Origin of the sequence: Streptomyces sp. NBC_00005, assembly GCF_045160215.1 — a bacterium.
Taxonomy (GTDB): Bacteria; Actinomycetota; Actinomycetes; order Streptomycetales; family Streptomycetaceae; genus Streptomyces.
The window spans coordinates 1,488,904-1,515,423 of record NZ_CP108316.1; the positions used below are offsets into that span (position 1 = coordinate 1,488,904).

The 26,520-nt window shown below is 69.4% G+C and carries 24 protein-coding genes and 1 pseudogene; 11 read left to right on the forward strand and 14 right to left on the reverse strand.

Annotation, left to right across the window (positions count from 1 at the left end):
* Positions 1-17: 17 nt before the first annotated feature.
* The 4 genes and pseudogenes from OG303_RS07295 to OG303_RS07310 form a co-directional block, all read right to left on the reverse strand.
* Entirely contained in the window at positions 18-1,841 is a 1,824-nt protein-coding gene (locus OG303_RS07295) for a glycoside hydrolase family 15 protein (RefSeq protein ID WP_405865955.1), read from the reverse strand.
* Positions 1,842-2,037: 196 nt separating this feature from the next.
* Positions 2,038-2,997, reverse strand: coding sequence for a hypothetical protein (locus tag OG303_RS07300; protein WP_405865957.1), 960 nt, complete (start codon positions 2,995-2,997; stop codon positions 2,038-2,040).
* A gap of 177 nt (positions 2,998-3,174) precedes the next feature.
* Positions 3,175-3,840, reverse strand: coding sequence for an SDR family NAD(P)-dependent oxidoreductase (locus OG303_RS07305; protein WP_405865959.1), 666 nt, complete (start codon positions 3,838-3,840; stop codon positions 3,175-3,177).
* A 123-nt stretch (positions 3,841-3,963) separates the two neighbouring features.
* Positions 3,964-4,308, reverse strand: a pseudogene (locus OG303_RS07310) (STAS domain-containing protein); the annotation flags it as partial.
* A gap of 163 nt (positions 4,309-4,471) precedes the next feature.
* On the opposite strand from OG303_RS07310, the gene OG303_RS07315 reads away from it, so the two are divergent.
* Positions 4,472-4,954 carry a helix-turn-helix domain-containing protein gene (locus OG303_RS07315; RefSeq protein WP_405865961.1) on the forward strand — a complete coding sequence of 161 codons (483 nt, stop codon included), beginning with the start codon at positions 4,472-4,474 and terminating at the stop codon, positions 4,952-4,954.
* A gap of 87 nt (positions 4,955-5,041) precedes the next feature.
* Here OG303_RS07315 and OG303_RS07320 read toward each other — a convergent pair whose 3' ends face one another.
* Complete coding sequence (locus OG303_RS07320; protein ID WP_405865963.1) at positions 5,042-5,917, reverse strand: LLM class flavin-dependent oxidoreductase; 876 nt, start codon at positions 5,915-5,917, stop codon at positions 5,042-5,044.
* A 135-nt stretch (positions 5,918-6,052) separates the two neighbouring features.
* Positions 6,053-7,072 carry an aldo/keto reductase gene (locus OG303_RS07325; RefSeq protein WP_405865965.1) on the reverse strand — a complete coding sequence of 340 codons (1,020 nt, stop codon included), beginning with the start codon at positions 7,070-7,072 and terminating at the stop codon, positions 6,053-6,055.
* A 156-nt stretch (positions 7,073-7,228) separates the two neighbouring features.
* On the opposite strand from OG303_RS07325, the gene OG303_RS07330 reads away from it, so the two are divergent.
* On the forward strand, positions 7,229-7,819 hold the full coding sequence (locus tag OG303_RS07330) for a TetR/AcrR family transcriptional regulator (protein ID WP_405865966.1): 591 nt from the start codon (positions 7,229-7,231) through the stop codon (positions 7,817-7,819).
* Positions 7,820-8,066: 247 nt separating this feature from the next.
* Entirely contained in the window at positions 8,067-10,247 is a 2,181-nt protein-coding gene (helR, locus tag OG303_RS07335; RefSeq protein ID WP_405865968.1) for an RNA polymerase recycling motor ATPase HelR, read from the forward strand.
* A gap of 207 nt (positions 10,248-10,454) precedes the next feature.
* Here helR and OG303_RS07340 read toward each other — a convergent pair whose 3' ends face one another.
* A complete protein-coding gene (locus tag OG303_RS07340; protein ID WP_405865970.1) occupies positions 10,455-11,021 on the reverse strand; it encodes a TetR/AcrR family transcriptional regulator in 567 nt (188 codons plus the stop codon).
* Between the two features lie 86 nt (positions 11,022-11,107).
* On the opposite strand from OG303_RS07340, the gene OG303_RS07345 reads away from it, so the two are divergent.
* Positions 11,108-12,031, forward strand: a complete 924-nt coding sequence (locus tag OG303_RS07345; protein ID WP_405865972.1) for an SDR family oxidoreductase — start codon at positions 11,108-11,110, stop codon at positions 12,029-12,031.
* Positions 12,032-12,186: 155 nt separating this feature from the next.
* Here OG303_RS07345 and OG303_RS07350 read toward each other — a convergent pair whose 3' ends face one another.
* A complete protein-coding gene (locus tag OG303_RS07350; protein WP_405865974.1) occupies positions 12,187-12,948 on the reverse strand; it encodes an ABC transporter permease in 762 nt (253 codons plus the stop codon).
* Complete coding sequence (locus OG303_RS07355; protein ID WP_405865976.1) at positions 12,935-13,816, reverse strand: ABC transporter ATP-binding protein; 882 nt, start codon at positions 13,814-13,816, stop codon at positions 12,935-12,937. Before OG303_RS07355 ends, OG303_RS07350 begins: the two co-directional genes overlap by 14 nt.
* A 74-nt stretch (positions 13,817-13,890) precedes the next feature.
* Here OG303_RS07355 and OG303_RS07360 point away from each other — a divergent pair, with 74 nt between their 5' ends.
* Both OG303_RS07360 and OG303_RS07365 read left to right on the forward strand, forming a co-directional pair.
* Positions 13,891-14,523, forward strand: a complete 633-nt coding sequence (locus tag OG303_RS07360) for a TetR/AcrR family transcriptional regulator (protein ID WP_405865978.1) — start codon at positions 13,891-13,893, stop codon at positions 14,521-14,523.
* Positions 14,524-14,566: 43 nt separating this feature from the next.
* Positions 14,567-15,352 (forward strand): alpha/beta fold hydrolase, encoded by a 786-nt coding sequence (locus tag OG303_RS07365; protein ID WP_405865980.1) that lies wholly within the window; start codon positions 14,567-14,569, stop codon positions 15,350-15,352.
* 46 nt (positions 15,353-15,398) lie between these two features.
* On the opposite strand, the gene OG303_RS07370 is transcribed toward OG303_RS07365, so the two are convergent.
* From OG303_RS07370 to OG303_RS07380, 3 genes are all read right to left on the reverse strand, one after another.
* A complete protein-coding gene (locus OG303_RS07370) occupies positions 15,399-15,929 on the reverse strand; it encodes a cupin domain-containing protein (RefSeq protein WP_405865982.1) in 531 nt (176 codons plus the stop codon).
* A gap of 146 nt (positions 15,930-16,075) precedes the next feature.
* Positions 16,076-17,104, reverse strand: a complete 1,029-nt coding sequence (locus OG303_RS07375) for a phosphotransferase family protein (protein WP_405865984.1) — start codon at positions 17,102-17,104, stop codon at positions 16,076-16,078.
* Positions 17,101-18,105 carry a C-terminal binding protein gene (locus OG303_RS07380; RefSeq protein ID WP_405865986.1) on the reverse strand — a complete coding sequence of 335 codons (1,005 nt, stop codon included), beginning with the start codon at positions 18,103-18,105 and terminating at the stop codon, positions 17,101-17,103. Before OG303_RS07380 ends, OG303_RS07375 begins: the two co-directional genes overlap by 4 nt.
* 741 nt (positions 18,106-18,846) lie before the next feature.
* Here OG303_RS07380 and OG303_RS07385 point away from each other — a divergent pair.
* Positions 18,847-20,115: an MFS transporter gene (locus tag OG303_RS07385; protein WP_405865988.1), complete on the forward strand. Its 1,269-nt coding sequence runs from the start codon at positions 18,847-18,849 to the stop codon at positions 20,113-20,115.
* 171 nt (positions 20,116-20,286) lie between these two features.
* Here OG303_RS07385 and OG303_RS07390 read toward each other — a convergent pair whose 3' ends face one another.
* Complete coding sequence (locus OG303_RS07390; RefSeq protein WP_405865990.1) at positions 20,287-21,066, reverse strand: fumarylacetoacetate hydrolase family protein; 780 nt, start codon at positions 21,064-21,066, stop codon at positions 20,287-20,289.
* Between the two features lie 185 nt (positions 21,067-21,251).
* Between OG303_RS07390 and OG303_RS07395 the strand changes: the two genes are divergently transcribed.
* Positions 21,252-22,283: a LacI family DNA-binding transcriptional regulator gene (locus OG303_RS07395; RefSeq protein WP_405865992.1), complete on the forward strand. Its 1,032-nt coding sequence runs from the start codon at positions 21,252-21,254 to the stop codon at positions 22,281-22,283.
* Positions 22,284-22,364: 81 nt separating this feature from the next.
* On the opposite strand, the gene OG303_RS07400 is transcribed toward OG303_RS07395, so the two are convergent.
* Positions 22,365-22,931, reverse strand: coding sequence for an NADPH-dependent FMN reductase (locus OG303_RS07400; protein WP_405865994.1), 567 nt, complete (start codon positions 22,929-22,931; stop codon positions 22,365-22,367).
* Positions 22,932-23,428: 497 nt separating this feature from the next.
* On the opposite strand from OG303_RS07400, the gene eno reads away from it, so the two are divergent.
* The 3 genes from eno (at position 23,429) to OG303_RS07415 (ending at position 26,396) form a co-directional block, all read left to right on the forward strand.
* Positions 23,429-24,739, forward strand: coding sequence for a phosphopyruvate hydratase (eno, locus tag OG303_RS07405; protein ID WP_405865996.1), 1,311 nt, complete (start codon positions 23,429-23,431; stop codon positions 24,737-24,739).
* A 67-nt stretch (positions 24,740-24,806) separates the two neighbouring features.
* Positions 24,807-25,811 carry a VOC family protein gene (locus OG303_RS07410; RefSeq protein ID WP_405865998.1) on the forward strand — a complete coding sequence of 335 codons (1,005 nt, stop codon included), beginning with the start codon at positions 24,807-24,809 and terminating at the stop codon, positions 25,809-25,811.
* A 33-nt stretch (positions 25,812-25,844) separates the two neighbouring features.
* Positions 25,845-26,396 (forward strand): carboxymuconolactone decarboxylase family protein, encoded by a 552-nt coding sequence (locus OG303_RS07415; RefSeq protein ID WP_405866000.1) that lies wholly within the window; start codon positions 25,845-25,847, stop codon positions 26,394-26,396.
* Positions 26,397-26,520: the final 124 nt, after the last annotated feature.

The following is a 26,520-nucleotide window of genomic DNA, read 5'->3' on the forward strand; positions in this document are numbered from 1 at the left end:
CGCGGGCGCACAGGCTCTCAGCGTTCCGTCCGGTCCAGTTCCTCGTCGAGGGCGAGGGCCGCGCCGATCAGGGCGAGGTGGGTGAACGCCTGGGGAAAGTTGCCCAGTTGTTCGCCGGTGGGGCCGATCTCCTCGGCGAAGAGGCCGACGTGGTTGGCGTAGGTGAGCATCTTGTCGAAGGCGTAGCGGGCCAGATCGACGCGCCCGGAACGGGCGAGCGCGTCCACGTACAGGAAGCTGCACAGGGAGAAGGTGCCCTCGCTGCCGCGCAGGCCGTCGGGCGAGGCGGCCGGGTCGTAGCGGTAGACGAGGCTGTCGGAGACCAGCTCCTCCTCCATGGCGTCGAGGGTGGACAGCCAGCGCGGGTCGTGCGGGGCGACGAAGCCGACTGCGGGCATGAGGAGGAGCGAGGCATCCAGGACCTCGCTGCCGTAGTGCTGGACGAACGCCTGGCGTTCCTGGCTCCAGCCGCGGTCCATCACCTGGTGGAGGATCGCGTCGCGGGCGGCGGTCCAGCCGGCCAGGTCGGCGGGGCGGGCGAAGTTGTGCGCGAGGCGGATCCCCCGGTCGAACGCCGTCCAGCACATCAGGCGGCTGTAGGTGAAGTCCTGCCGGCCTCCGCGGGTCTCCCAGATGCCCTCGTCGGGGCGGTCCCAGTGCGTCGTCAGCCAGTCCAGCAGGCCGGACAGGGCCAGCCAGCCGTCGTATCCGGCCACGTGGGCGAGGTCGTCGGCGCGGGTGAGGGCGTAGACCCCCTCGCCGTAGATGTCGAGCTGGAGCTGGTCGGCGGCGCCGTTGCCGATGCGGACCGGGGCCGAGCCTCGGTAGCCCTCGAGGTGGTCGAGGGTCTCCTCGGCGAGGTGGGGGTCGCCGTCGATCCGGTACATGAGCTGCAGGGGTTCGCCGGTGACGGTGTGGCCCGCGTTCAGACGGGCACCGAGCCACCGGCGGAAGGCGTACGCCTCTTCGGTGAAGCCCAGGCCGAGCAGGGCCTGCATCGACAGGGACGCGTCGCGCACCCAGGTGTAGCGGTAGTCCCAGTTGCGTTCGCCGCCGAGCTGCTCGGGCAGGCCCGCTGTGATGGCCGCGACGGGGGCGCCCGTGGGGGCGTAGGTGAGCAGTTTGAGGGTGATGGCGGACCGGTTGACCATGTCCTGCCAGCGGCCCCGGTAGCGGCCGCGCCGCAGCCAGCGGTGCCAGAAGCCGCGGGTCGCGTCGAAGTCCTCCCGCAGGCCCTCGGGCGTCAGCGGTGCGGGCGGCTCCGCACCGGAGGCGCACACGGTCAGGACCGCGGCCGCCCGCTCACCGTGCCGCAGCTCGACGATCGCCCGTACGTCGTCGCTGTCCCGTTCCAGCGTGACCGGACCGGCGGTCTGCAGAAACGCGTCGGTGCCAGGGCCGCCGAAGTGCGCACTGTTTGGGCGCAGGTCGAGGCGGTGGTCCGCACGCGCGTAGTCGAAGCGGGGACGGCAGGAGAGCGTGAAGCGGACCCGGCCACGGGTCACCCGCATGACCCGCACCAGCCGGTGCCGGTCCGTGGCGGTCTCGGGACGGTCCACCGGCATGAAGTCGACGACCTCGCCGACCCCGCCGGGAGTGAGGAAACGGGTGACGAGGACGGCCGTGTCGGCCAGGTACAGCTGGCGGGTGGTGACGTCCTCCCCCTCGACCGTGATGGCGAAGTGGCCGCCCCGGTCGTGGTCGAGCAGCGCGGCGAAGAGGCTGGGCGAGTCGAAGCGCGGGGCGCAGAACCAGTCGACCACACCGTCGGAGGAGACGAGGGCCGCCGTCTGCAGGTTGCCGACCAGCCCGTGATCCCCGATGGGTGGATAGCGGCGCATGGTGATCCTTTCGGCCCCGGTCGCTCGGCAGGCCGAACCGGGTACCGCTCGACCGGCCTGCTCCGACACTCCGGCCGGACCACGGCCACCACCACAGGGACTACGCCACCCGTGTGACGTGCGCGGTCCGGCCCTCGGCCGTTCCGGCCCGCTCAGCCATGCGGTGGCGGCAGGGCCGCCTTCACGACCGCCGGTCTCAGTCTCCGAGGAGGTCCTGGGCTCTACGGTCCGCCGCCCGCTCCCAGCGGCGCTCCTCCTCCAGCTTCGTCCGGTTCTTGGCGATGAGCCGGTACTGGATGCGTACGTCGACGGTGTGCACGGTGCGGAGGTAGCCGGTCTGCTGCTTGCAGCGGGCGTCGGCGGTGGCGGTCTTCTTCTCCTGTGCGGACGGCTCGGTCGTGTCGCGCCGGTGCTCGGTGAGCCGTTCCTCGAGTTCCTTACGGGTGCGGTCCTCGCCGATCTCCGCGTCTCTGGGAGTGGCGTAGTGGTAGCCCGCCTTCACCATGCAGGCCGACCACGCCTTGTTCGCCTTCTTCCAGGCGGGGTCCTTCATGCCCTGCTGGAGGCTCTTGGTCTCCAGGTCCAGGACCGGGTTCGTCCGCTCCTGCGGGGTCGTGCCGTAGATCGCGCGGTCCGCCTCACCGAGGCAGCCGCGTTCCGGGATGCGGTGGCCGTGCACGGTCTTCGGATCGTCGCCGACGAACTGGCCGGTGAGCGCGAGGTATTGGGGCAGGGTCCACTTCTTTTCCGGGTAGCGGCGTTCGTAGGCGGCCCGCGCCGCCTGATAGCCGTACCGCGCGGCCTGCTCGGGATCCTCGATGCCGTACCGGAAGTCGTCGTCGGAGTACAGAACGGCCGTCAACACGCCTGTGTTTGCGGGCCGTTCGGGCCAGGCGGGCACGGGGTCCACGGCGAGGCTCTTCAGGCTGTCGAACCCGAGGCGCACCATGCACTCCTTGGCGAGCGCCCACCGCGCCCTGGAGACCGTACGGCTGTCGCCGTCGGGCATGTCGTAGGCAGCCAGCGGCAGGAAGCGCGGATCGTTCGTCGAGGCGGGCCGCCCGTCGGACGCGGCCGGGCCGGCCTGCCCGCCGCACGCTGTGAGGCCGAGCAACGAGGTCAGGACGAGTAAGAGGGGGGCGGCGGATCTTGGCATCGGATCAGCCCACCAGGGTCCGGGGCCGCCGACTGTGGTGGAGGCCACAGTTCCGGGTCACAGCAGCATCACGTCACGCCTGGACGAGGACCTTCGGGAACGGCATCCGCCGCCGAGACGTCGACCTCCTGACCGCCCTGCGCTCGAACCGTCGAGCATCGCCCCGCGCTCGAACCGTCAAGAGTCGAGGTCGTCGGCGAAATGCCGGAAGCCCTGGCGGTCCCGATGCATCTCCCACAGCGTGTTGGCGAGGACGCCCGGGTCCTTCCTGGGGTGCCCGGGGACGATCGCGCCGGGGATGATCAGCTGCCCGACGTGGACACCCTCGCCGGCGAGCACGTCGTGCAGGAGATGTCCGTACGCGCTCTCCGCGGCGAAGGCGATGGAGGTGCCCGCGCGGTCGGGGTGCGGGACGACCGCGGTGCCGCCGTTGACGAACAGGATGGTGCCGCGGCCCAGGGCGCGCATGCCGGGCAGCACCTGCTGGACGGCGGCGACCGGACCGTAGACGGAGAACTCGATCGGTCCGGTGAGGTCGGTATGGGTGGTCTCCAGCACCGGAAGCATGAAGTCCCGCTGCGGTACCGGGCTGTACTGCAGGACCTCGATCGGGCCCAGCTCCGTGTGCGCCGCGTCGAGGGCGGCGGCGAGGGCCTTCGGGTCGCGTACGTCGGCGGCGAAGCCGCGTGCCGTGATGCCCGCGTCGGCCAGGTCGGCGGCGAGGGCGTTCGTCCGCTGGCGATTGCGGGAGACGAGCGCCACGTCGAAGCCCTCACCGCCGAAGCGACGGGCGACCGCGGCGCCGAGGCCGGGTCCGGCTCCGATGACGGCAATGGTGGTCATGGCTCTTCCTCCGAGTTCGTGAGGCTGATCCGCACGCGGCCTGCGGCCCGCTCACAGCAGTCCGTGGTCCCGGCACCAGGTGTCCACATCATGGCCCCCGGTCCCGAGAATCTCCCACCAGTGGTCATCGGATGCGATGGACTGCGGGACCGTCGGATGAATCGGGAAGACCTCGACGAGTCCGGTGATGCGGAAGATCCGGATGATCTGGTCGGAACCGATGACCAGGCGGAGCGAACCGTCTCGCCATCGCTGCCGCTTCAGCGCTCCCACGAGGGTTCCCAGCCCGGTCGAGTCGAGGAACTCCACCTCGCGCAGATCCAGGATGACGTGCAGAGCGCCCTTGTCGAGGAGCGCGATGAGCTTCTCACGCAGCTCGGGGGCGGTGTACACGTCGATCTCGCCTGCGACACGGAGGACGGCGCAGTCGCTCCCGGCACTCGCGGACTCCAGGTGAAGATGCTGCACTTCGGCCTCCGATGCGCCGGCAGGTCCCGATGGCCGCACCACCGACAACCGCGGCCATCCCGGCGGCTCTGCCCTACGTCATCACATGCATTGACGATGAATTCCCTGGCATGACAGTAAGGAGACTCCTTCTACCTGTCAATGCCCAAATTTCCATGTCATCATGGGGAATGACACTCGGGAGGTCGTCATGAAGGTCGAGGAAGCGATCGGACAACAGATCGCACGCCTTCGGGAAGCGCGGCGGATGTCACTCGCCGAGCTGGGCGAGTCGCTGGGCCGCCACCTCGGCAAGCCCTGGAGCCGACAGGCAGTCCATCAGGCCGAACGCGGCCGCCGCGCGTTCACGGCAACCGAACTGACAGCCCTGGCCCTGGCGTTGGACACGTCGATCCCGGCCCTGTTCCTCGCGGACAAGGACGAGGAACCGATCGAGATGCCCGGCAGAGCGGTCCCGTCCGAGGAGTACAGAGGCGTCCTCCTGCACGCGGACAAGGACACTCCCCTGGACGGAATCGAAGAACTCATCGTGGCCCTGCACGACATCGGGGACGTGCTGTCCAGGCCGGCGCTGGTCCGCCTGGCGAAGATCGGTCAGGTGGCGGAGCAGGTCGCCACAGCGGGGAGCGCGCGGGCCATGACGTAGCGGCGCCGCCGGAGCCCATCCACACGGCCGGGCGAAGTTCCTCCACTGTTGGTGAGTACCTCCACGTCCCCTGGCACCCGCGGAGAATCAGGCCGACGTACTGATGACCTCGTCGGTGACCCAGCGTGCGACGTCGGCGGGGAAGGGCGCCGGTAGCCCGAGGACGATGTGCCCGAACCCGGCGGCGATCGCTTCGCCGATCGCGTCCCGCGTGACGCCGGGCTGGTCGTAGGAGACGGCCAGGTGGATCGAGCGGGTGACCGAGGCGGGGTCGCGGCCGATCTCCGCGCAGTAGCGGTCCAGCAGTGCGCTGCGGCGGACGACGTCGTCCATGTCGCCGCCCGGGATGTTCCACAGGTCGGCGTGCTCGGCGACCACGCGCAGGGTCGAGGACGCGCGTCCGCCGATCAGGATGGGCGGGTGGGGGCGCTGGACGGGCTTGGGGTTGCCGAACGCTCCGGTGAGCTGGTGATGGGTGCCGTCGAAGTCGAACGGTTTGTCCTCGGTCCACAGGCGCCGGATCACCGTGCACGCTTCGGCGAGGCTCTCAACGGCCTGAGCGGTGTCGTGGAAGGGCAGACCGTGTGCCGGATACTCCCGGTGGGCCTGCGGAGGGCTGGGGCGCGAGCCGACGCCGATGCCGAAGTCGAGCCGCCCGCCGGAGACGATGTCGACGGTCGTGGCGATCTTGGCCAGCATCGCGGGCGGCCGGAACCGATTGCTGGTGACCATGACGCCGAGTCGCAGTCGTCGGGTGTGGGCGGCGAGGGCCGAGAGCAGCGTCCAGCCTTCGAAGACCGGTCCGTCGGGGTCGCCGCCGATCGGCATGAGGTGATCGAACAACCACGCGTGCTCGATCTGCGGGATCGCGTCCGCCTCGCGCCAGACCCGCAGGACGTCCTCGTACTCGACCTGCATGGGCGCGGTCATGATTCCGAAACGGGGTCGGGGTGTGTGCGGCATGGAGCCTTGCTCCTTTCGACACCGGCAGCGCCGGCAGAGGCGCGCTGCCGAGGTTCATGTGACGTTCGGCCGCACCGAGTTGGAGCACATCCGTCTCGGCGGGCGTGGAGGTTGTCCCCAGGACGACCCGGACGGTCAGCGGCGCCGCAGTGACGCGTCGAGCAGCGCGGGCGGGGTGTCGTACTTCTCGTGTGCGGCAAGGTCGGTGCCGGGAGCGACGATCGCGTCGATGGCGTCGAGTACGTCGGCGGGGAGCACGGTGTCCGCGGCGGCGAGTTGGGAGTGCAGGTGATCCAGCGTGCGGGGGCCGATGAGCGCGCTGGTCACGGCGGGGTGCGCGGTCACGAAACCGAGCGCGAGCTGGATCAGCGTCAGGCCGGCCTCGTCGGCGACCTTGGCCAACTGCTCGACGGCAGCGAGCCTGGCCCGGTTGGCGGGGACGCTGGTGTCGAAGCGGTCCGGCATGAACGTCGAGCGGCTGGTGGTGATCTCCTGGCCCTCGCGTATCGCGCCCGACAGCCAGCCCGAGGCCAACGGACTCCACACCAGCACGCCGAGCCCGTACTGCTCGGTCACGGGCAGGACGTGGGCTTCGATCCCGCGCTGCAGCATCGAGTAGCTGGGCTGCTCGGTGACGTAGCGGCTCAGGTGATGGTCGCGGGCGGCCCACTGGGCCTGCACGATGCGGTAGGCGGGGAACGTCGAGGAGCCGAAGTAGCGGATTTTTCCCGCGCGTTGCAGGTCGGTCAGCGCCGACAGCGTCTCCTCGTCACTGGTGTTCGGGTCCCAACGGTGGATCTGATAGAGATCGACGTGGTCGACACCGAGACGGCGCAGGCTGTTGTCCAGCTCGGTGACCAGCCAACGGCGCGAGCCGCCTTGGTGGTTACGCTCGTCGCCCATCGGCATGCTCGCCTTCGTGGCCAGCACGACGTCGTCGCGACGGCCTGCGATGGCTTTGCCGACCATCTCCTCCGACTCGCCGTCGCTGTACATGTCGGCGGTGTCGATGACGTTGATCCCGCCTTCGAGAGCGGCATCGACGATGGCGGTGGCCTCGTCCTGCGTGGTGCGCCCGATCGTGCCGAAGTTCATGGCGCCGAGCGCGAGGGAGCTGACCTGCACACCGGTGCGGCCCAAGGTGCGGTACTGCATGACCGTGTTCCTCCATTGCGGGTGAAGCGTGACGGCAGTGCATGACTTGGTGGATGGGTCCCGGCTCTGACATCATGAGCAAACGGAACCTCGTTCCGTTAACAATACGGAACACCGTTCCGCTTTGGCAAGCTCGGCATCGAAGGGAGCGGCGTGGTGAACGACGCCGACGAGGGCGCGGGACGCGCGGCCCGGTCCAAGCGGGTGGACGCCCGGCGGAACAAGGAGACTCTGCTCAACGCGGCCGCCGCGGTCTTCATCACGTCAGGCGTGGAGGCGCCGGTACGCGACATCGCAGCCGAGGCCGGCGTCGGGCTGGGCACGATCTACCGCCACTTCCCGACCCGGGCGGACCTCATCATCGCCGTCTACCGGCACCAGGTCGACGCCTGCGCCGCGGCCGGGCCGGAGCTGCTGGCGACGAGCGCAACTCCTCATGCCGCACTGGGGAAATGGATCGACCTGTTCGTCGACTTCCTGGTCACCAAGCACGGACTGGCCGCCGTGCTGCAGTCCGACAACGCCGGATTCGACACGCTGCACGCCTACTTCCTCGACACCCTCGTGCCCGTGTGCACCCAACTCCTGGACGCCGCGGTCGCTTCCGGCGAGATACGATCCGGCCTGCGTGCCTACGAGCTCATGCGCGGCGTCGGGAACCTCTGCATCGGCGCGGAGAGCGATCCCCAATACGACGCGCGCCGACTGGTCGAACTCCTGATCGCGGGACTGCGCCGGCCGCAATGACCACGGGCGGCCCCGTCCGCTACGGGTGACAAAAAAGAAAGGCAAGGAGGTTTCCCACTCCTTGCCACTCTCAACTTATAGCTCACCGGGGGGCTTGCGGCAAGGCCCCGGTCATGCCGCACAATCGCAGGCCAAAGCCAGTACCTGCGGAAACGGGAGATCCACGAAGTGCGTTTGTTGTTGTCGGTGTACGGGTTGTGCCGTGACGTCGAGCCGATGGAAACGACCTCAGATCAGGGCCGGTGACATGACTACCTCCGAGCAGGCCGCACTGAACACCAGCGCGTTCGATCTTCCCGAGCGCCTCTCCCCCAAGGCCGACCCGACGCTGATCGGCCGCGACGAGCAGCACTTCGCGGCCATCGCGGAAAGCCTCGAGCAGACGATCGCCGAACTGTCCGACCTCCTCGCCGCCGAGCTCAGGGCGCCTGGTGGCGCCGGCCGGGCGGCCATGGACCGGGACACCGAGGTCCACCGGCTCAACGGGCGTCTGCGCACCTTGCGCCGCTTCGGACTTGACCTGTGTCTCGGGCACATGGTCGGCGCGGACGACCCCGAGCCCGTGTACATCGGGCGACTGGGCCTCACCGACAGCGAGGGACGTCGACTGCTGCTCGACTGGCGCTCTCCCGCGGCCGAACCGTTCTTCGCGGCGACCCACGCGAGCCCCATGGGGCTGGCAAGCCGCCGCAGGTACCGCTGGACCCGCGGCCGGATCAGCGACTACTGGGACGAGGTGTTCACCGCCGACGGGCTCGAAGGGCACGCCGCGCTGGACGACCAGTCCGCCTTCATCGCCAGCCTGGGCACCAACCGGTCGGACCGGATGCGAGACGTGCTGGCCACCATCCAGGCCGACCAGGACGCCATCATCCGCGCGGGCTCCCGGGGCGCCCTCGTCGTCGACGGCGGTCCCGGCACGGGCAAGACCGTCGTCGCCCTGCACCGCACCGCCCACCTCCTCTACTCCGACCCGCGACTCGGTCACCGTCGGGGCGGCGTACTGTTCGTCGGCCCGCACCGGCCTTACCTGGACTACGTCGCCGACGTCCTGCCCAGCCTGGGAGAGGAGGGTGTGCAGACCTGCATCCTGCGGGACCTCGTCACCGAGGGAGCCGCAGCGGCGATCGAGACCGACCCGGACGTAGCCCGGCTGAAGTCGTCAGCGGACATGGTGAAGGCGATCGAGAAGGCCGTCAGGTTCTACGAGGAGCCGCCCGCCGAGGGGATGACGGTCAGCCTCGACGGGTCCGACATCCGGCTGAGCGCCGTCGACTGGGCCGAGGCGTTCGAAGCGCCGGAACCGGGCACTCCGCACAACGAGGGGCGTGAACAGGTCTGGGAGAGGCTGGTCGCGATCCTGACGGACAAGTACGACGGCGACGACGTCCCGCCCGCGCTGTTCCGCAGGGCGCTGCAGCGGAACAGGGAGCTGGTCGAGGCCCTGAACCGCGCGTGGCCGCTGCTCGAAGCGGCCGACCTGGTCTCGGACCTGTGGTCCGTGCCCGCCTATCTGCGGATGTGCGCCCCTTGGCTCGGCCGCGACGAGGTCCAAAGGCTTCAGCGCGACGAGGCCCAGGCGTGGACGGTGTCCGACCTGCCGCTCCTGGACGCGGCACGGCAGCGGCTCGGCGACCCGAAGGCGGCCGCGCGTGAGCGTCGGCGCAAGGCCTCCGTCGCCGCCGAACGCGAGCGCATGGCCCGCGTGATCGACGAGATCGTCTCGGCCGCGGACATCCACTCGGCCGGCGACGACAGCGAAGGCGCGGTGCGGATGCTGCACGGAAAGGACCTGCAGGACAGCCTGATCGACGAGACCGCACTGCCCACCGCCGAACCGGACGTACTGGCCGGCCCGTTCGCGCACATCGTCGTGGACGAGGCGCAGGAACTGACCGACGCGGAGTGGCAGATGCTGCTGCTGCGCTGCCCGTCCCGGAGCTTCACCATCGTCGGGGACCGCGCCCAGGCCCGGCACGGGTTCACGGAGTCGTGGCAGGAGCGGCTCGAGCGGGTCGGGCTCAACCGGATCGATCTGGCCTCCCTGAGCATCAACTACCGGACGCCGGAAGAGATCATGGCGGAGGCCGAGCCGGTCATCCGGGCCGTGCTCCCGGACGCCAACGTGCCGACCTCCATCCGCAGCGGCGGCGTACCGGTCGTCCACGGATCCGCCTCGGAACTGGACCCGGTCCTCGACGCCTGGCTCGCCGCACACGACGACGGGATCGCCTGCGTCATCGGCGATCCCACGTTCCGGGCGACGTCCCGCGTCCGGTCACTGACTCCGGAGCTGTCGAAGGGACTCGAGTTCGACCTGGTCGTCCTGGTCGACCCGGAGACGTTCGGCGAAGGCATCGAGGGAGCGGTCGACCACTATGTCGCGATGACCCGAGCGACCCAGCAACTGGTCGTGCTCACCAGCTGATCGCCCGGCGTCGCGACGGGGCGAACATTACCTGTCGCGGCGCTAGGGCCCTTCTGGTGGATCTCCGTGGAAGAAGGAGCGGCGTTCGGTGCGTGCGATCGGCGTGCGGCGTGGAGGGTCATGTGGCGGAGCCACCTGGCCCTTCGCGCCGTGCGGTGAGCGTGCGTGCCGGGCGTCGCGACGCCGCGGAGATCCACCAGAAGGGCCCTAGTCGCCCGCGGTCACGGCCTTGAGCTCGTCCAGGGACTCCCGCATGAAGTGCGACATCGTGCGTTCCTCGGCCGCCGCGATCCAGCGCTCGAAGCCGACCTTGAAGACGGCGATCCCCGCTTCAGCGGTCAGGCTCGCGGCCGGCTCCGCGACGCCCCGCAGGCGCAGTGCGTCGGTGAGCGCGGACGCCAGCGAGGCGAGCTTGATCAGCTCGCGCTCCTGGAGTTCCGCGTTCGCCGCGATGACGGCGTATCGCTGCCGGGAGTACTCACGGCGGCCGACGAACACCTCGGAGACCGTTTCGAGGGCCGCCGCCATCACGTCGATCGGCGCCGCGGACTCCGGAGCCTCGGTGACCGTGTGCACGAACAGCTCCTGCAGCGCCATCGAGCCGCCGAACAGCACCTCGCGCTTGTCGGCGTAGTGGCGGAAGAAGGTCCGCTCGGTGAGGCCGGCCAGTTTGGCGATCTCCGCCACCGTCGTCTGCTCGTACCCGCGCTCGCTGTAGAGCTCCAACGCCGCTTTCGCCAGGCGTTCGCGCGCGTTCGGCTCCCATCTACCCATGAGCAGATCCTACGTGATGACAGTGACTGACTTCAGGTGTTACGGTCGATGACAGTCACTGACATCAACAGTTTGGGGCTTCTCCCATGCGTATCTTCGTCACCGGCGCGTCCGGCTGGATCGGCTCCGCTGTCGTGCCCGAACTCCTCGACGCGGGACACCAGGTCGTGGGGCTCGCCCGCTCCGACGCCTCCGCCGCCGCGCTCACCACCGCCGGGGCCGACGTGGTCCGCGGCACCGTCGACGACCTCGACGTCCTGGGCGACGCCGCTGCCGCGTCGGACGGGGTGATCCACCTCGCCTTCAAGCACGACATCGCCTTCAGCGGCGACTTCCAGGGTGCCGCCGAGGCCGACCGCCGCGCCGTCGACGCCTTCGGCGACGCGCTGGCCGGCACCGACCGCCCCTTCGTCCTCGCCTCCGGCCTGGCGGGCCTCAAGCCGGGGCAGATGTCGACCGAGCGGGACATGCCCACGACCGACGGCTCCCATCTGTCCATCCGCGCGACCACGTCCATGGCGGCACTCGCGCTCGCCTCGCGGGGCGTGCGCTCCTCCGTGGTGCGGCTGTCTCCGACCTGCCACGGCGAAGGAGACAACGGGTTCATGGCGACCGTGGCCGCCATCGCCCGGGCCAAGGGTGTCTCCGGCTACATCGGCGACGGCGCCAACCGCTGGCCGGCCGTCCATCGCCTCGACGCCGCGCGGCTGTTCCGGCTGGCGGTCGAGAAGGCTCCAGCGGGGACGGTGCTGCACGGCATCGCGGACGAAGGCGTCGCGATCCGGGACGTGGCCGAGGTGATCGGCCGTCACCTCGATGTGCCGGTGACCTCCGTGGCCCCCGAGGCCGCGGCCGAGCACTTCGACTTCCTGGGCGCCTTCCTCGGACTCGACTTCCCCGCGTCGAGCGCCCTGACCCGCGACCTGCTGGACTGGCAGCCGACCCATCCCGGCCTCATCGAGGACCTCGAGAAGGGCCACTACTTCCACAACCCGGCCACCAGCTCCTGACCACCCGCGGAGACGCCATCTGTGACGCCCCGTGTGCGGTGTGCGTCCCGCCTCCCCCAGATGGCGTTTCCGCAGGACCGACAGATGGCGTTTCCGCAGGACCGACGAGTTGCCCGGACGGACCCCGCGAGAAATCCTCCTCGCGGCACACCCACCTAGAGCGCCACCAACCTGCTGCTACGACCCTGCAGCCGGACCGAGGCCAGAGCGCCGCAGACGAGTGCCACGCCGAGGAGCGTGCCGCAGGCCTCCACGGCGGTGTGCGCCTCGCCGTCGAGGGCGGCGCGCAGGCCGCGGGCAGCCCAGTAGCCCGGGAAGGCCGGGGCCGCGTCCGCGACCCAGGCCGGCAGGACGCTGAGCGGTACGAGCGCGCCGCCGACGCTGCTGAGCAGCATGCCGCCGATGTCGTAGGCGGCCGAGAGCTCGCCCATGCTGCGGACCAGCACACCGACCAGCGCTCCGAGGCCGAGCAGGGTACAGCTCCAGCTGAGCAGGACGCCCAGCAGCAGGAACGGATGCGGAACACTCAGCCCGAAGGCGACCATGCCGTAGCCGATGATCAGGAGTTGCTGGGCCAGCAGGGCCGCGAAGACGGGGATGGCCTTGCCGACGAGCATCTCCACCGGATGGAGCGGCGTGCCGCGCAGGCGGTCCCAGGTGCGGCCGAGACGTTCGGTGAGGATCGCGCTGCCGGAGATGCTGAGTGCCAGGAGCGAGAAGGTCACCAGGGTGCCGACGACCGCCTGTTCGGTGCCGGCCGTCCGGCCCTGTGCGGCCAGATAGAGCGGGCGCAGCAAGGTCATGAAGGCGAGCGGCAGGACCATCCGGCTGACGAGCGGGCCCGGTTCACGCACCATCAGCAGCAGGTTGTGACGCACCAGGACGCCCAGACGGGCGGCGGATTCATGCGGCGACATCACGGGGCTCCGGCTTCTCTTCGATCGCTGCGGTTTCCAGGGAGTGGTACAGGTCGTCCAGGCCGGGGCGGCGGACGTCGACGGAGACGGGCGTGCGGCCGGAGGTGAGCAAGGCGGCCAGATCCGCACCGGGGTCCGTGGTCGGCAGCCGCAGTTCGGGTTCGTCCGGGTCGGCGAAGGTGACGCGGAGTTCGCCCGGAAGGTGCCGGATGAGCTCTTCCTGGGTACCGCGCGCGATGACGCGTCCGGCCCGGGCGAGCGCCAACGTGGCGTCGAGATCGACGAGTTCGGGCAGATAGTGCGTCGTGTAGACGACTGCGGCGCCGGCCTCGGCGCGCGCCTTGACCGCGGTCAGCAGGGCCGCGCGGGTCTCCGGGTCGGCCCCGGCGGTCGGCTCGTCCAGCAGCAGGAGCGGCGGCGAACCGACCATGGCGGTGGCCGCCTGGACGCGGCGGCGCTGGCCCCCGGACAGGATGCCCACGGGCCGGTCGGCGACGTCGGCCAGGTGAAGTTCGTCCAGGACGCGGGTGATCTCCGCATCCCGTCGCCGCCCGCGCAGCCCGGCCAGTCCGGCGAGCAGCCGCAGGTTCTCCCGCACGCTGACGCCGCCGTACAGGGCCAGCTCCTGTGGAGCCACACCCAGGAGCCGTCGGGCGGCCCGCCCGGCACGCAGGGCGTCGTGCGAGCCGATGCGGATCCGGCCCGCGTCGGGACGCACGAGACCGGTGACGATCTCGACGAACGTGGTCTTGCCCGCACCGTTGTGACCTATCAGGCCGACGATCTCGCCGGGCGCGACCGTGAGGTCGAAGCCGTCGAGCGCGCGACGCCGGCCGTAGCACTTCACCAGTCCCTGGGCGATGAGCATCCTGCCTCCATTCCGCCTCTTCGTGAGGTCTACGCCGTATATGTATACGCCGTATACGTCTACACTGTAGACCCATGAGTGGCAGGCGGGAAGAGATTCTGGACGCGGCGTTGGCGATCGCCGACGAGCACGGCCTCGACGCGGTCTCGATGCGGTCCTTGGCCGACCGCGTCGGCGTGACACCGATGGCGTTGTACCGGCACGTCAAGGACAAGGCCGCGCTGATGGACGGCATGGTCGGACGTCTGCTGGCCGCGCTGTTGCCCTCGGACGAGGCCGAGGAACAGACCTGGGACGAGCGGCTCAACTCCCTCGCCCACGCCTGCCGAAAGGTGGCCCAGCAGCACCCCTGGGCGGCACATCTGCTCTTTTCGCGGCCCGCCGTCACACCGGACGCCGTGCGCGCGGTGGACATCGTCTACACCGCCCTCATCGAGGCCGGCGTTCCGGAGCCCGACGTGCCCCGGCTGGAACGGCTGGTCAGCACCTTCGTGATCGGGTTCGCCGCCTCCGAGGCGTCGGGCCGCTTCACGCCCGGCACCGTCGACCCGCGCAGCCGCCGCGGCCAACTCCCGGACAGTGAGCTCCCCGGGCACAGCGCACTCGGGCCATGGCTGGACCTGCCCGTCGACCTCACCGCCGAGTTCGAGGCCGACCTGGACGACATCCGACGGCTGATCCGGGCGGCCGCACGACGACAGGACTGACCGCTATCGTGCGGGATGCCGCACCGGGGATACGCTCCGGCACATGCTGGATCCTGTTGTGTCCTACTTCTCCGGCAGTGACGGCGTGCGCCTCGCCTACCGGGAGGTGGGGCGGGGCAGACCTCTGGTTCTGCTGCACGGCATCGCCGGGGACGCGACGATGTGGCTGCGCTACGGCCACGCCGAGACGTTCGCAACACGCGGATACCGCGTGATCATGCCGGATTTCCGTGGCCACGGCCGAAGCGCGAAGCCCCACGACGCCGTCAACTACCCCCTCGACGTACTGACCGACGACGGCCTCGCCCTCCTGCAGCACCTGGGACTGGGCGACGATTACGCCCGCGACTACGACCTGGGCGGCTATTCGCTCGGAGCCCGCATCGTGGTGAGGATGCTGGTGCGCGGCGCGACCCCGGGCCGGGCGGTGGTCGCGGGCCAGGGGCTGCGTCAGGTGCTCGGCATCGGCGGAGGCGCGGGATCAGTTCTGCGACGGGTTTTCGCCGGGTGGGGGATGTTCGAGCCGGGCTCGCCGGAGGAGCGGGCCGAGCAGTCGCTCCGGTCGAGCGGCGCGGATCCGGTCGCCCTGCTCCACGTACTGGATTCGATCGCCCCCACGCCGGTCGAACCACTCGGTCGTGTCCAGGTGCCGACGCTCGTGGTGGTCGGTGCCGACGACGAACGCGCCGCCACGGCCGACGAGTTGGTCGAGGCGTTGCCGCACGGCACCCGGGCAGACGTGCCCGGAAACCACGGGACGGCGGCCGCCGCGCCGGAACTCACCACGGCCATCCTGGACTTCCTTGCCCGGCGGCAGCCACAGACCTAGGTGACGCCGCCGGTGCGGCCCGGATGTCCGCGGCCGCTTCGCCCCCTCAGCGGTCGGCTTGGACTCCGATCAGTACGAAGGCCACGGTCGCCGGGTGGTCGCTGCGGTTGCGCCAGCCGTGGCGGGTGCCGTTCTGGATCACGATGTCTCCCGCCGAGAGCCGGGTGCGGTGGCCGTCGTCGAGTTCGAGGACGATCTCGCCCCGCAGCACGATGCCGTAGTCCACGGTCGGCGTCGTGTGCATGCCGTCGGGTTCCATGAGGTCCGCGATGCCTGGCGAGTCGGCCCGCTGCTCCTGGTCGAAGGCAACGGGGTCGAACGCCGGGTCGGCCATCGCGGTGTCCGGGGGAAAGGTCAGCACGATGAACCGCGTGCCGCCGGGCCCCGGAAGCAGGCTGGTGACCTTGGGCGTGGGGTCTTCCCCGGTAGGGCTGACCGGTTGGCCGGGGTCGGTGGCCCACGGCAGGCGCGACACCCAGCCCGGCAGACTGGTGAACTCCCGGCTGCGCGGAACAGGGCCGTCGCTGACGACGACGGACTTGCCGGTCGCGTCAAGGCCGGTGACGACTCTGCGCATGCGTCTCTCCGTAAGTCGGGTCCATCAGAATCATCAAGTCCATCGGATTCATCAGGTCCATCAGGTCCATCAAATCCATCGGATCCGCGAGGTACGCCGGACCCGTCGAGGCCGTCGAGGCCGTCGAGGCCGTCGGACCGGCCGGACTAGGCCGAAGACTCGATGGCCGTTGCCCAGGCGTCCAGGACGCCGGCCACCGTGGGGGCGGGCGCCCGCAGCAGGGACGAGGCCACCGTGCGTACGAGCAACTGGTGCCGGTCGTCGGTGAGGTACTCCACCGGAGACTTGCCGTCCACGCGCGCCAGCAGCAGCGCCGGCAGCAAGGACGCGGTTCGTGCCTCGATGTCGGGCCGGGCCTCCCAGTCGACGCACCGGACGTATTCCTCGGTCAACACCCGGGCGGAGCCCAGGAGTTCGCCGCGGTGCTCGGGCACCACCAGGCTCTTGAGGAGCAGATGGTTGACGCAGAAGGCGAGGTCGAAGGCCGGGTCTCCGTACCAGGCGCATTCGGCGTCCAGCAGTACGGGTCCGGCCGGGCCGACCAGGATGTTCTTGGGGCTGACGTCGCCGTGCACCAGCGCCAGGCGGGTCGAGGCCGTCCGGTCGGCGAGGCCCCGGAGGATGTCGCCCAGACCGGGGTGCGCTGCCGCGGTGGCCAGCAGGTACGGCTCGATGCGCAGCGCGTGGAAGTTGTCGTCGGTGGCGAACTCGGAGGCGAGGGCGGCGTCACCCGCGCTCGCCGCGTGGAGGGTGCCGAGCAGCTCTCCGACGGCCGCCGCGGTCGCCACCCGCACCTCGCCGCCCAGCAGTTGTGCCTTCCAGATCGGGTATCGCTCGGGAGGCAGATACGCCATCGCGAAGAGGCCCGCTTCGGCGTCGTGGGCCAGCAACTCCGGCACGCTGTCGGGGCGGTGCCGTGACGCGAACCGCATCCACGCCCATTCGTAGGCGTTGCGCGACACCGGCGCCTCCCAGTCGGCCGCGACCCGCAACCGTGCCAGGGCCCGCTTGACGCACAGGGAGCGTCCCGGCAGATCGACCCGCCACAGGTCGGAGGAGACGCCCCCGGCCAGCGACGTCCAGCGTGCGGCTTCGCCGGGTGTGGCGAGCTTGTGCGCGAGCAGGAAGTCGGCCAGAGAGGGGTCCGGGCTCACTTCCGCGGAGGTCGGGGTCATCGTCGGTCTCCCGACTCGGCGGGCAGACCGCGGGGGCTGTTGCGGGCGTGGGCCGGCGCCTCGCCCGCCAGGATGCGTACGACCTCTTCGGCGGCGCGGCGGCGCAGTTCCGTGACCGAGGCGTCGGAGGAGAAGGCGACGTGAGGGGTGAGCAGCGCGCCCGGCTGATCCAACAGGGCGGCGGGGACGTGGGGTTCGGACTCCAGTACGTCGAAGCCGGCTGCCTCCAGGTGCCCGCTGTCCAGCGCCTTGACCACCGCGTCCGTATCGACCAGGCCTCCCCTGCTGACGTTGACCAGCAGGCCGCCGGGCCTCATCAGTGCCAACTGCTCGGTGCCGATAATGTGGTGGGTGTCGGGCGTGAGGGGCACGTGGAGGATCACGACGTCGCTGCGGCGCAGCAGTTCCTCCAGGCCCACCATCTCGACCCCGGGGGCGTCCTTCGGCGGGAAGGGGTCGTGGGCCAGGATGTGGCTGCCGAACGCGCCGAGTTTGCGCGCGGTGGCACGTCCGATCCGCCCGAAGCCGACGACGCCGCAGGTCAGCGTCGACAGTCGGCGCAGCCGGGCGCTCGCGGGGTCCCAGCGGCCGGCCCGGACCTCGCGGTCGAACACCGCCAGGCCTCGCGTCCAGGCCAGCACCATGCCGACGGCGTGGTCCGAGACTTCCTCGACGCAGTAGTCCGGAACGTTGGTGACCCACACGCCCCGCTCGGTGGCGGCGTCCACGGCGATGTTGTCCAGGCCGACGCCGAGTCTGGCCACGATCCGCAGATCCGGCGAGGTGCCGATCGCGGTGGCGGAGACGGGCGCCCAGCAGGTGAGGATCCCGGCGGGCCGGTGTTCGGCGACCAGCTCCTCGACGGTCTCGGCGGAGGCGGGCTCCGCAGGGCCGGTCACCAGGGTGTGGCCGGCCTCCTCGATGACCGATCGCTCGACGGAGTCGTCGGGCCAGGCGTAGTCGGTGAGCAGCACGGTGCCGGGGCGGCTCGGTGGTTTCATGGCAGGTCGTCCTCGCAAAATCGTGCGGCCGCAGCGGACGGCCGGGCGGTGTGCCCGGTCGCGTCCGTTCCGCAGTCTGATCGTCACCCGGAACGGCGGCCGTCGGCATGTCCGATGAACCGTCGGCCGCCATGGGCGGGGTGGAGCGTGTCGCTGGGCTCGGGTCGGGTGTCGCGGGCGCTTGCCGACTTGTGGTCGGGGCGGGCGCCGCAGGACGTTCCTGGTACGGGTCACGAGATGCCGGGGCACGTCGAAGTCACTTTGTCACAGCCACGTGGTGCTAACGATAGCATTCAGGGTCTTCGACACGTCAAGAGCGGGCGCACACCTGATCTCCGGCCCGCCCACGGCAGTGCCCGTCCGGAACCGAGGAACCCGGTCATCTCGGGAAATGCAGTCACGCGGAAGAAATCCGGCGTTCACATCTTGACGCGCCGGAGACTTCCCCTTCATGGTTCTGCCAGCGCCGACCGTGTGACCGATAAGCGTCCGCACGGGGTCCGGCTGTCCAAGACGTCATAGCCACGGACGTCCCCGACAGGCGAATCACGGCTGAATTCCGCATGAGTTGTCCGACCGTGCGGCAGCCAACGCCTGCATTTCCGTCAGTCGACGACAGCATCGCCGTCGTCGGCTCGAGTCCGTGTTCAGCTCACCGCTTCTCGTCATCGCCCATGCGACCCGCAACGGCGATGGATCAGCCGCGGCCTGCCGCGGCCCATTCCTCCTCAAGGAGCCGCTATGACTCACGCAACGCAAGTCGACACCAGTGCGGTGCCCGCAAGCGACACGCAGGAAAACAGCCGTGCCCCCATTTCCCGCCTCATGATCGTAGTGGGCTTCCTGCTGGTGGTCCTCTCCTACATGGTCAACGCGATGGACCGTCAGGTCTTTCCGCCGCTGCTGCCCAACATCCGTGCGGAGTACGGGTTCTCTCTGGAGCAGGGCGGACTGCTGGCGACGAACTTCACCCTCGGCATGGCCCTGGCCGGCCTGCCCGCGGGCTATCTCCTGGACCGCTTCCGGCGCAAGACCGTGCTGGTGGTCAGCATCGTGATCTATTCGCTGGGCACGATGGCGACACCGCTGGCGACCGGTTTCGCCGACATGACCCTCTACCGGGTCGTCTCCGGCTTCGGCGAGGGCATGCAGTCCGCCGCCATCTTCGCGGCGATCGGCGCCTTCTTCGCCCACCGGCGCGGCCTGGCCTTCGGCGTCATCGGCATGGGCTACTCCATCGGCGTGTTCATCGCCCCGCTCATCGGCGTCGAGCTGATGAGCATGCACGGCACCTGGCACTCGCCCTTCTATCTGTTCGGCACGGCCGGGCTGCTGATCGCCGCCGCCGCCCTGTTCCTCGTGAAGACCGGCCTGACCGAGCACTCCGCCGAGAAGGTCGTCTCGACCAGGACCTTCGAGTACATGCCGGCCTCCGCCTACAACCGCAACACCATCGCGCTGGCCGTCCACTCGGTCATCAGCGGCGTGGCCATCTACGGGTTCCTCGGCCTCTACCCGACCTTCCTCATCACCTCGCTGCACTACACCTCCGGGCAGGCCGCACTGGCCATGAGCCTCCTCGGCTTCGGCGGCATGACAGCCGTTTTCGGCGGCTGGCTCGGCGACCGCTTCAACCAGCGCAACCTGCTGATCCTGAGCCTGCTGGCCGTCGCCGCCATCAGCGTGTGCATCTACCAGACACATGCCGGAGTCGGCCTGCAGTGCGTGTTCGCCTTCCTCATGGGCGCCTTCGGCCTGGGCTTCATCTACCCCAACACCAACAGCGCGATACAGCGGGCCGTCCGTCCCGCACAGATCGGACGCGCCTCCGGCCTCTTCGTCACCAGCTACTACGGACCCGCGGCGTTCTCCGGCCTGCTCTTCGCCGCCATGGTGGACTCCTTCGGCTGGGACCGGGCCGGACTCCTGCAGGTCACGGTGCTGCCGCTGGTGGGCGTCGCCGCGCTGATCTTCGTCCGCCCCTCGCAGTTCAACAACGCGGTCCGCTAGCGAACCGTCCGCCGGGCGACTTCCGCCGTGTTGCACCGGGCCGGCGCCCGGTGCAACACGGCGGCATTCCCCCACACGACACAGGAGACACCGCCGACACGCCGCCGGGGCCTGCCCACCGCTGAGCGGTGGGCAGGCCCCGGCGTGCGGTCGCCCTGCGAACGTCCCAGGTCAGAGACTCTCGGCCACGACCGGGTTGCGCAGGACGCCGATGCCCTCGATCTCGACCTCGATCTCGTCTCCCGGGCGGATCGGACCGACGCCGGAAGGCGTGCCGGTCATGATGGCGTCACCGGGCAACAGGGTCAGATAGCGGCTGAGGTAGCTGACAAGGTCGGGAACGGCGAGCAGCAGGTCGGCGGTGCTCGCCGACTGCTTCTCGACGCCGTTCACACGGGTCGTCAACGACAGCGCGGACGCATCGAGCCCGGTCGCGATGACCGGCCCGAGGGGAGCGAACGTATCCTGCCCCTTGCCGATCAGCAGCGTTCCGAATTTGCTTTCCTTGCGCTGGACAATGCGGTCGCTGACGTCGTTTCCGCATGTATAGCCGAGGATGTAGTCATGGGCCTCGGAAGGCTTCACATGGCGGGCTTCCTTTCCGATGACGACGACCAACTCGCCCTCGAAATGGATCAGTTCGCCGTCCGCCGGATAGACAATGGCATCATCCGGTCCAATCACCGCGGTGCTCGGCTTCATGAAGCACACGGGAACTTCCGGAACATCGCGGTCGGTCTCGTCGATGTGCGAGGCGTAGTTGTAGGCGAAGCCGAAGATCCGTGGCCGCTCGAGCGGCGGGAGGACGACCACGTCGCCCACTTCGTCGATGCGCCCCGTAGGAGACAACCCGGTGAAGGGGTCACCCTCGAATCTCGCGATCCTGGCGTCACCGGCTTCAATTTCTCCGTAGTGGCACACGCCGCCGACGGCATACCTGACGATCCGCAAGGGAAACCTCCGCAACTAGGCAGCCGCGGGCGGCTGCACGGCCCATCCAGTGATGCTAACGTTAGCACGATGAACATGATCAACCTGGCGCCCGATCTCTCCGACCACGGAGCGCAACGGAAGTTGCTATCGTTGGCATACGGAAAGTGACGGCACGGGATCAGTCAGCTCGAGGGGGCCCTTACGTGATTACGACCAGGGACATCGCCGAACGCCTCGGGATCTCCGTCTCGACGGTCGGCCGGGCGCTCTCCGACGATGCCCGCATCAGCGAGGAGACCAAGTTCCGGGTGCGCCAGGCCGCTTCCGAGATGGGGTACGTCGGCAACCGCGCGGCGCGGATGATGCGCGGGGCGTCCAGCAACGTGGTCGCGCTGGTGATCCCCGACATCCGCAACAGCTTCTACTCGACCATCGCGCACGAGCTGTCCAAGAACATGGAGGCCGAGGGCTTCCAGCTGATGCTCTCGGAGACCGACGACGACCGGATGGTGGAGCTGCGCCACCTGCGCGAGCTGTCCGCGAACCGCGTGGCCGGCGTCATCATCGTGCCCACCGCCCGCCCGCACAGCGAATCGGTCAAGCTGCTCAAGGCCGTGCCGCACCTTCAGTTGCTGCGCCGCAACCCGTCGCTCGGTTCCCAGTGGTTCGGCGTGGACGACCACGAGGCGCTGAGGCAGGCCACGGCCCACCTGGTGACGCTCGGCCACACTCGCATCGCCTATCTGGGCGGTCCCGAGGAACTGCCCACGGGCGCGGAACGTTTGCGCGGCTTCCGCAGCGCCCTGCGTGAGGGCGGCCTGCCGGACGATGCCGGGTGGACGGAGCTGGGGCCGCCGGCGTCCGTGGACCACGGCCGCCGGGCGGTGCGCCGGCTGCTGGAGGAACCGGATACGCCCACCGCGCTCGTAGTGGGCTCCATCCAGCTCACCCTGGGCGTCCTGGAGGAGCTGTCCGAGCAGGGCGTGAAGGTGCCCGGGGAACTGTCCGTGGTCGGCTTCGGGGACGACCCGGGGTTCTCCTGGTGGGGCCCCGGACTCACCACGATCGGCCTGCCGATCCAGGAGATGGCCACCGGCTGCGCCCTGTGGCTGATGCGTCGGCTGAAGACCAAGCCCGACAACGACGGCCCGTACACGTCACTCTCCCCCGGATCGCTGGTACTGCGCGGCAGCACCGCGCCTTCTGACGGAAAGACTCCGTCCAGGTCCGTCTGATCCAGGCGGCCTCACCCGCCCGCGCATGCGAAAGCGCCCGGAGCGAGGAACTCCGGGCGCCTTTGCATGTGCAGTGCAAGCTCAGTACGTTCCGCTGCGCAGTCGGCGCATGACGCGGGCAGTGCGCCCGAGTTCGTCGAGCACCTGCTCGGCAGCGGCCTCGTGTATCTTGCCGGGCCTGAAATCGCCGTCCTCGACGAGCTCGTTGACGAACGGGATGCTCACGGTCGGACCGATCGGCAGCATCCTGAGGTTCGCCACGACCTGCTTGCCCATCTGCACCGCCCGGGTGCCCGCCGAGACACCCCCGTAGCTGACGAACGCGGCCGGCTTGTGCTGCCACTCGACGACGAGGTAGTCCCACGCGTTCTTCAGCGGCGCCGGGAAGCCGCCGTTGTACTCCGGGGTGACGAAGACGAACGCGTCCGACGCTTCGACGATCCGGCTCCATTCCCGGGTGTGGCTCTGCGTGTACCGCTGCAGGGCCGGCGGATGCGGCTCGTCGTAGAAGGGGAGCGCCAGTTCGTACAGGTCGACTGTGTGCGACTCGAACTGGTTGTGGTCCGTGGCACGGAGGGTGAACCAGTCCGCGACGGATCTGCCCACACGTCCGGGGCGCGTGCTGGCCACAACGGTGGTGAGGGTCATGGGCGCCACAGAAGGCTCGGGGGTCACGTCGGGCTCGCTTTCCTGTCGGCCGGGATCCGGCCCGGTGGACCCACGCCGCCTGTGCTGTCCGTCCGTCCAGGAAAGCGTGGGTCCACCGGAGTTTCTTGCCAGAACACCAGGAGTTGTGCGAACGATAGCATCGGGCCTCCGGCAAACCAAGAGGGCGCAGGAAAACGACGAGACCACGGAATCAGACTGCTACACACCCCTTGACAGAGTCGTGGCGGCTTTGCACGATTGCGCTATCGTTAGCACGCCATGAGCCGCTGACGAGCAACCCTCGTCATCACCATTTCGCTCGCGCCGGGCGCCGCCGCACTGATTCGGGTGCCGCCCCCGGTGAGCCGTCCGTGACCGTTCGTCGGACAGGACTTCTTCCGTATGCCTCCGGCTGCGGGGACGCCGGTTCCCCCGATGACAGGCACGGGCATCCTTCATCACCCCGATCGTCCGAACTCCGAAAGGTTGCACCGCACATGACAGACGCGCGGATCGCCAAGCTCTACGGCCGCAGGGTGTGGGACTCACGCGGTCGGCCGACAGTCGAGGTCGAGGCCCATCTCGCGGACGGCGCGGTCGGGCGGGCCATCGCGCCGGCCGGGGCCTCGACGGGCCAGGGCGAGGCGCTCGACCTGCGCGACGGCGGCGACCGGTTCGGCGGGCTCGACGTCCTTCGCGCCGTCGGCTCGGTGAACCAGGAGATCGCGCCCGCCCTGCTGGACCGTGACGCGACCGATCAGGAAGCCGTCGACCGGCTCCTGGTGGACCTCGACGGAACCCCCGACCGCAGCCGTCTCGGCGGCAACGCGATCGTGGCCACGTCCATGGCGGTGCTGCACGCCGCCGCCGCGTCCGCGGGCGTACCGCTGTGGCAGCACCTGGCGGACGGGCGGCCGGTGCGCATCCCCCTGCCGGAGATCCAGATCTTCGGCGGCGGAGCCCACGCGGACCGTCGCGTCGACGTCCAGGACTTCATGGTGGTCTGTCCCGCAGCCCGGAGCTTCTCCGAGGCCCTGGACTGGACGGCGGAGATCTACCGGGCGGCCGGCAGCCTGATGCGCAGGGCGGGAAAGGCCCAGGGTGTGGCCGACGAGGGCGGTTTCTGGCCCGCGTTCGACTCCAACGAGGAAGCGCTGGAGACCCTGACCCTCGCCATCGAGACCGCGGGCTTCGCGCCCTCGGCACAGGTCGGCATCTCGCTGGACGTCGCGGCCTCGCAGTTCGGCAGCGGCGGACGGTACACCCTGGCCCTGGACGACCGCACTCTGGACACCGAAGCACTGATCGACCTGCTCGGCGGCTGGATCGAGCAGTACCCCATCCTCTCCGTCGAGGACCCCGTGGGTGAGGACGACCACGAAGGCATGATCGAGTTCACCCGGCGCCACGGCCACCGCTGCCAGGTGATCGGCGACGACTACCTCGTCACCAACGCCAAGCGGGTCGAGGCGGCGGCCACCACCCGGGCGGCCAACGCCGTGCTGGTCAAGCCGAACCAGGCCGGCACCGTCACGGAGGCCCACCAGGCCCTGCGCGCCGGGAAGGACGCCGGCTTCGGCACGATCGTCTCGGCCCGGTCCGGGGAGACCGAGGACGTCACCATCGCCCATCTCAGCGTCGGATGGGACGCGGGCCAGCTGAAGGTGGGCTCGTTCACCCGCTCCGAGCGAATGGCCAAGTGGAACGAGGTTCTGCGTATCGAGGAGTCCCTCGGTGAATCCGCGGAATTCACCGGGTGGTCCGCATTCACATTCGCCGGGGCCGGGCCCTCGACGACCAAGCCGTAAAACGACCACGCGATACTACGTATCACAGTCATCGAAATCCAGAGCCGATCCGAGCACGGAGACCAGCATGCTGCCACCCGTCAATCTGCGCCCGAGTTTCAACATCACCCGCTCCAGTCACGTTCGCCTCACGGTCGCGGATCTGGCCGAGAGCCGGAACTTCTACGTGAACGTGCTGGGGCTGGTCGTCAGTGACGAGGACGAGCGCACCTGCTACCTGCGCGGCCTGGCCGAGGCCTGCCACCACAGCCTCGTGCTGGAGCTGGACGAAGAGAGCGCGGGCACGTGCAGGAGGGTCGGCTACCGGGTCTTCTTCGACGAGGACCTCGACATCGCCTACACCTGGTTCCGTGAGCGGGGACTGCCCGCCGAGTGGGTCGACGTCCCGTACCAGGGCCGCACGCTGCACGTCAGCGACCCCATCGGCACCCCGCTCGAACTCTGCGCGCACATGGAGACGCGGCCGCGGCTGCACATCGACTTCGAGCAGTACAAGGGTGCCCACGCGCAACGGCTGGACCACTACCAGATCTTCGCGCCGAACACCTACGAGCTGTGCGCGTTCTACAGCGAGCTCGGCTTCCGCAACTCGGAGTACCTGGAGCACGGCGACAAGCTGCTGGGTGCGTTCATGTACCGCAAGGGCACCTGCCTCGACCTCGCGATCGTCGAGAACACCGGGCCCGCCCTGCACCACTTCGCCTACACCGTCTCCGAGAGCCATGACATCTTCACCGCCTGCGACTGGGCGGGCATCCAAGGCTATGGCGACGGCGTGGAGCGAGGCCCCGGACGGCACGGTCCGGGCGGGATGCTCTTCACCTACCTCCGCGATCCCGACGGGCACCGCGTGGAGGTCTTCAACAGCCATTACCAGACGATCGACACCGAGATCGAGCCGGTGCGCTGGGACGCGGGATCGCTGAGCACCAACGCGCGCTGGGGCCTCCCCGCTCTGGAGAAGTGGTACTTCGAGGCCTCGCCCTTCGTCGGCACGCCGCAGATCCCGCCTGCCGAGCTGCCGAAGCCGATGTCCCTCGAGCGGTTCCTGCTCGAACAGTCCGCCCACTGACCTTTTCGCCTCTACGTCACCCGAGGAGACGCCATGGCACGAGTCCCCTACCTTCGCCGCGAGGACGCGGACGAATCACAGAAGGCCCTGTACGACCGGCTGGAAGCCGAGCGCAAGGTACCGACGGCGAACATCTTCCTCGCCCTGACCAACGCGCCGACCCAGCTGGACGCCTTCCTGACCTACGCCAACTCGCTGCGAGCCGCCGACCTCAGTCCCAAACTGCGTGAACTGGCGATCCTGACCGTGGGGTACGCGACCCGGTCCGCATACGAGGTCGCGCACCACCAGTCGCACGGGCTCAAGGCCGGGCTCACGGAGGAACAGCTGGCCGCGGTGGCCGACTTCGAGTCGTCCGACCTGTTCGACGGGGTGGAGAAGGCGGTGATGCGTCTCGCCAAGGAGTCCACGCTCCAGGTCGACGTGTCGAAGGAGACGTGGCGTGCCGCCGCCGAGCATCTGACGGACAAGCAGATGGTCGAACTGTCCTTGTCCATCGCCTGGTACAACTCCGGCGTCCGCATCATGGGACTGCTGGACATCGACCTCGAAAACAATTACCCGAACCCCTTCCCGATTTCGTAGGAACCGGCGCCGTAGGGCCCGTCCATACGTGAGACGTGATTACCGAGCCGCCGGTCCGCCGCCTCGGTCGCCGAAATAAGAATGTCTCCGTCCCCCGATCATCGGGCCGGAGCGGTTTCAAGGA

Coding starts and splice junctions, on each gene's coding strand:
- OG303_RS07370 (WP_405865982.1), bottom strand. CDS start 15,929: ATGCGCAGAGTCGTCACCGGCCTTGACGCGACCGGCAAGTCCGTCGTC.
- OG303_RS07415 (WP_405866000.1), top strand. CDS start 25,845: ATGGCACGAGTCCCCTACCTTCGCCGCGAGGACGCGGACGAATCACAG.
- OG303_RS07375 (WP_405865984.1), bottom strand. CDS start 17,104: ATGACCCCGACCTCCGCGGAAGTGAGCCCGGACCCCTCTCTGGCCGAC.
- OG303_RS07410 (WP_405865998.1), top strand. CDS start 24,807: ATGCTGCCACCCGTCAATCTGCGCCCGAGTTTCAACATCACCCGCTCC.
- eno (WP_405865996.1), top strand. CDS start 23,429: ATGACAGACGCGCGGATCGCCAAGCTCTACGGCCGCAGGGTGTGGGAC.
- OG303_RS07380 (WP_405865986.1), bottom strand. CDS start 18,105: ATGAAACCACCGAGCCGCCCCGGCACCGTGCTGCTCACCGACTACGCC.
- OG303_RS07325 (WP_405865965.1), bottom strand. CDS start 7,072: ATGCAGTACCGCACCTTGGGCCGCACCGGTGTGCAGGTCAGCTCCCTC.
- OG303_RS07340 (WP_405865970.1), bottom strand. CDS start 11,021: ATGGGTAGATGGGAGCCGAACGCGCGCGAACGCCTGGCGAAAGCGGCG.
- OG303_RS07305 (WP_405865959.1), bottom strand. CDS start 3,840: ATGACCACCATTGCCGTCATCGGAGCCGGACCCGGCCTCGGCGCCGCG.
- OG303_RS07295 (WP_405865955.1), bottom strand. CDS start 1,841: ATGCGCCGCTATCCACCCATCGGGGATCACGGGCTGGTCGGCAACCTG.
- OG303_RS07350 (WP_405865974.1), bottom strand. CDS start 12,948: ATGTCGCCGCATGAATCCGCCGCCCGTCTGGGCGTCCTGGTGCGTCAC.
- OG303_RS07360 (WP_405865978.1), top strand. CDS start 13,891: ATGAGTGGCAGGCGGGAAGAGATTCTGGACGCGGCGTTGGCGATCGCC.
- OG303_RS07355 (WP_405865976.1), bottom strand. CDS start 13,816: ATGCTCATCGCCCAGGGACTGGTGAAGTGCTACGGCCGGCGTCGCGCG.
- OG303_RS07320 (WP_405865963.1), bottom strand. CDS start 5,917: ATGCCGCACACACCCCGACCCCGTTTCGGAATCATGACCGCGCCCATG.
- OG303_RS07400 (WP_405865994.1), bottom strand. CDS start 22,931: ATGACCCTCACCACCGTTGTGGCCAGCACGCGCCCCGGACGTGTGGGC.
- OG303_RS07315 (WP_405865961.1), top strand. CDS start 4,472: ATGGGGAATGACACTCGGGAGGTCGTCATGAAGGTCGAGGAAGCGATC.
- OG303_RS07365 (WP_405865980.1), top strand. CDS start 14,567: ATGCTGGATCCTGTTGTGTCCTACTTCTCCGGCAGTGACGGCGTGCGC.
- OG303_RS07300 (WP_405865957.1), bottom strand. CDS start 2,997: ATGCCAAGATCCGCCGCCCCCCTCTTACTCGTCCTGACCTCGTTGCTC.
- OG303_RS07345 (WP_405865972.1), top strand. CDS start 11,108: ATGCGTATCTTCGTCACCGGCGCGTCCGGCTGGATCGGCTCCGCTGTC.
- OG303_RS07385 (WP_405865988.1), top strand. CDS start 18,847: ATGACTCACGCAACGCAAGTCGACACCAGTGCGGTGCCCGCAAGCGAC.
- helR (WP_405865968.1), top strand. CDS start 8,067: ATGACTACCTCCGAGCAGGCCGCACTGAACACCAGCGCGTTCGATCTT.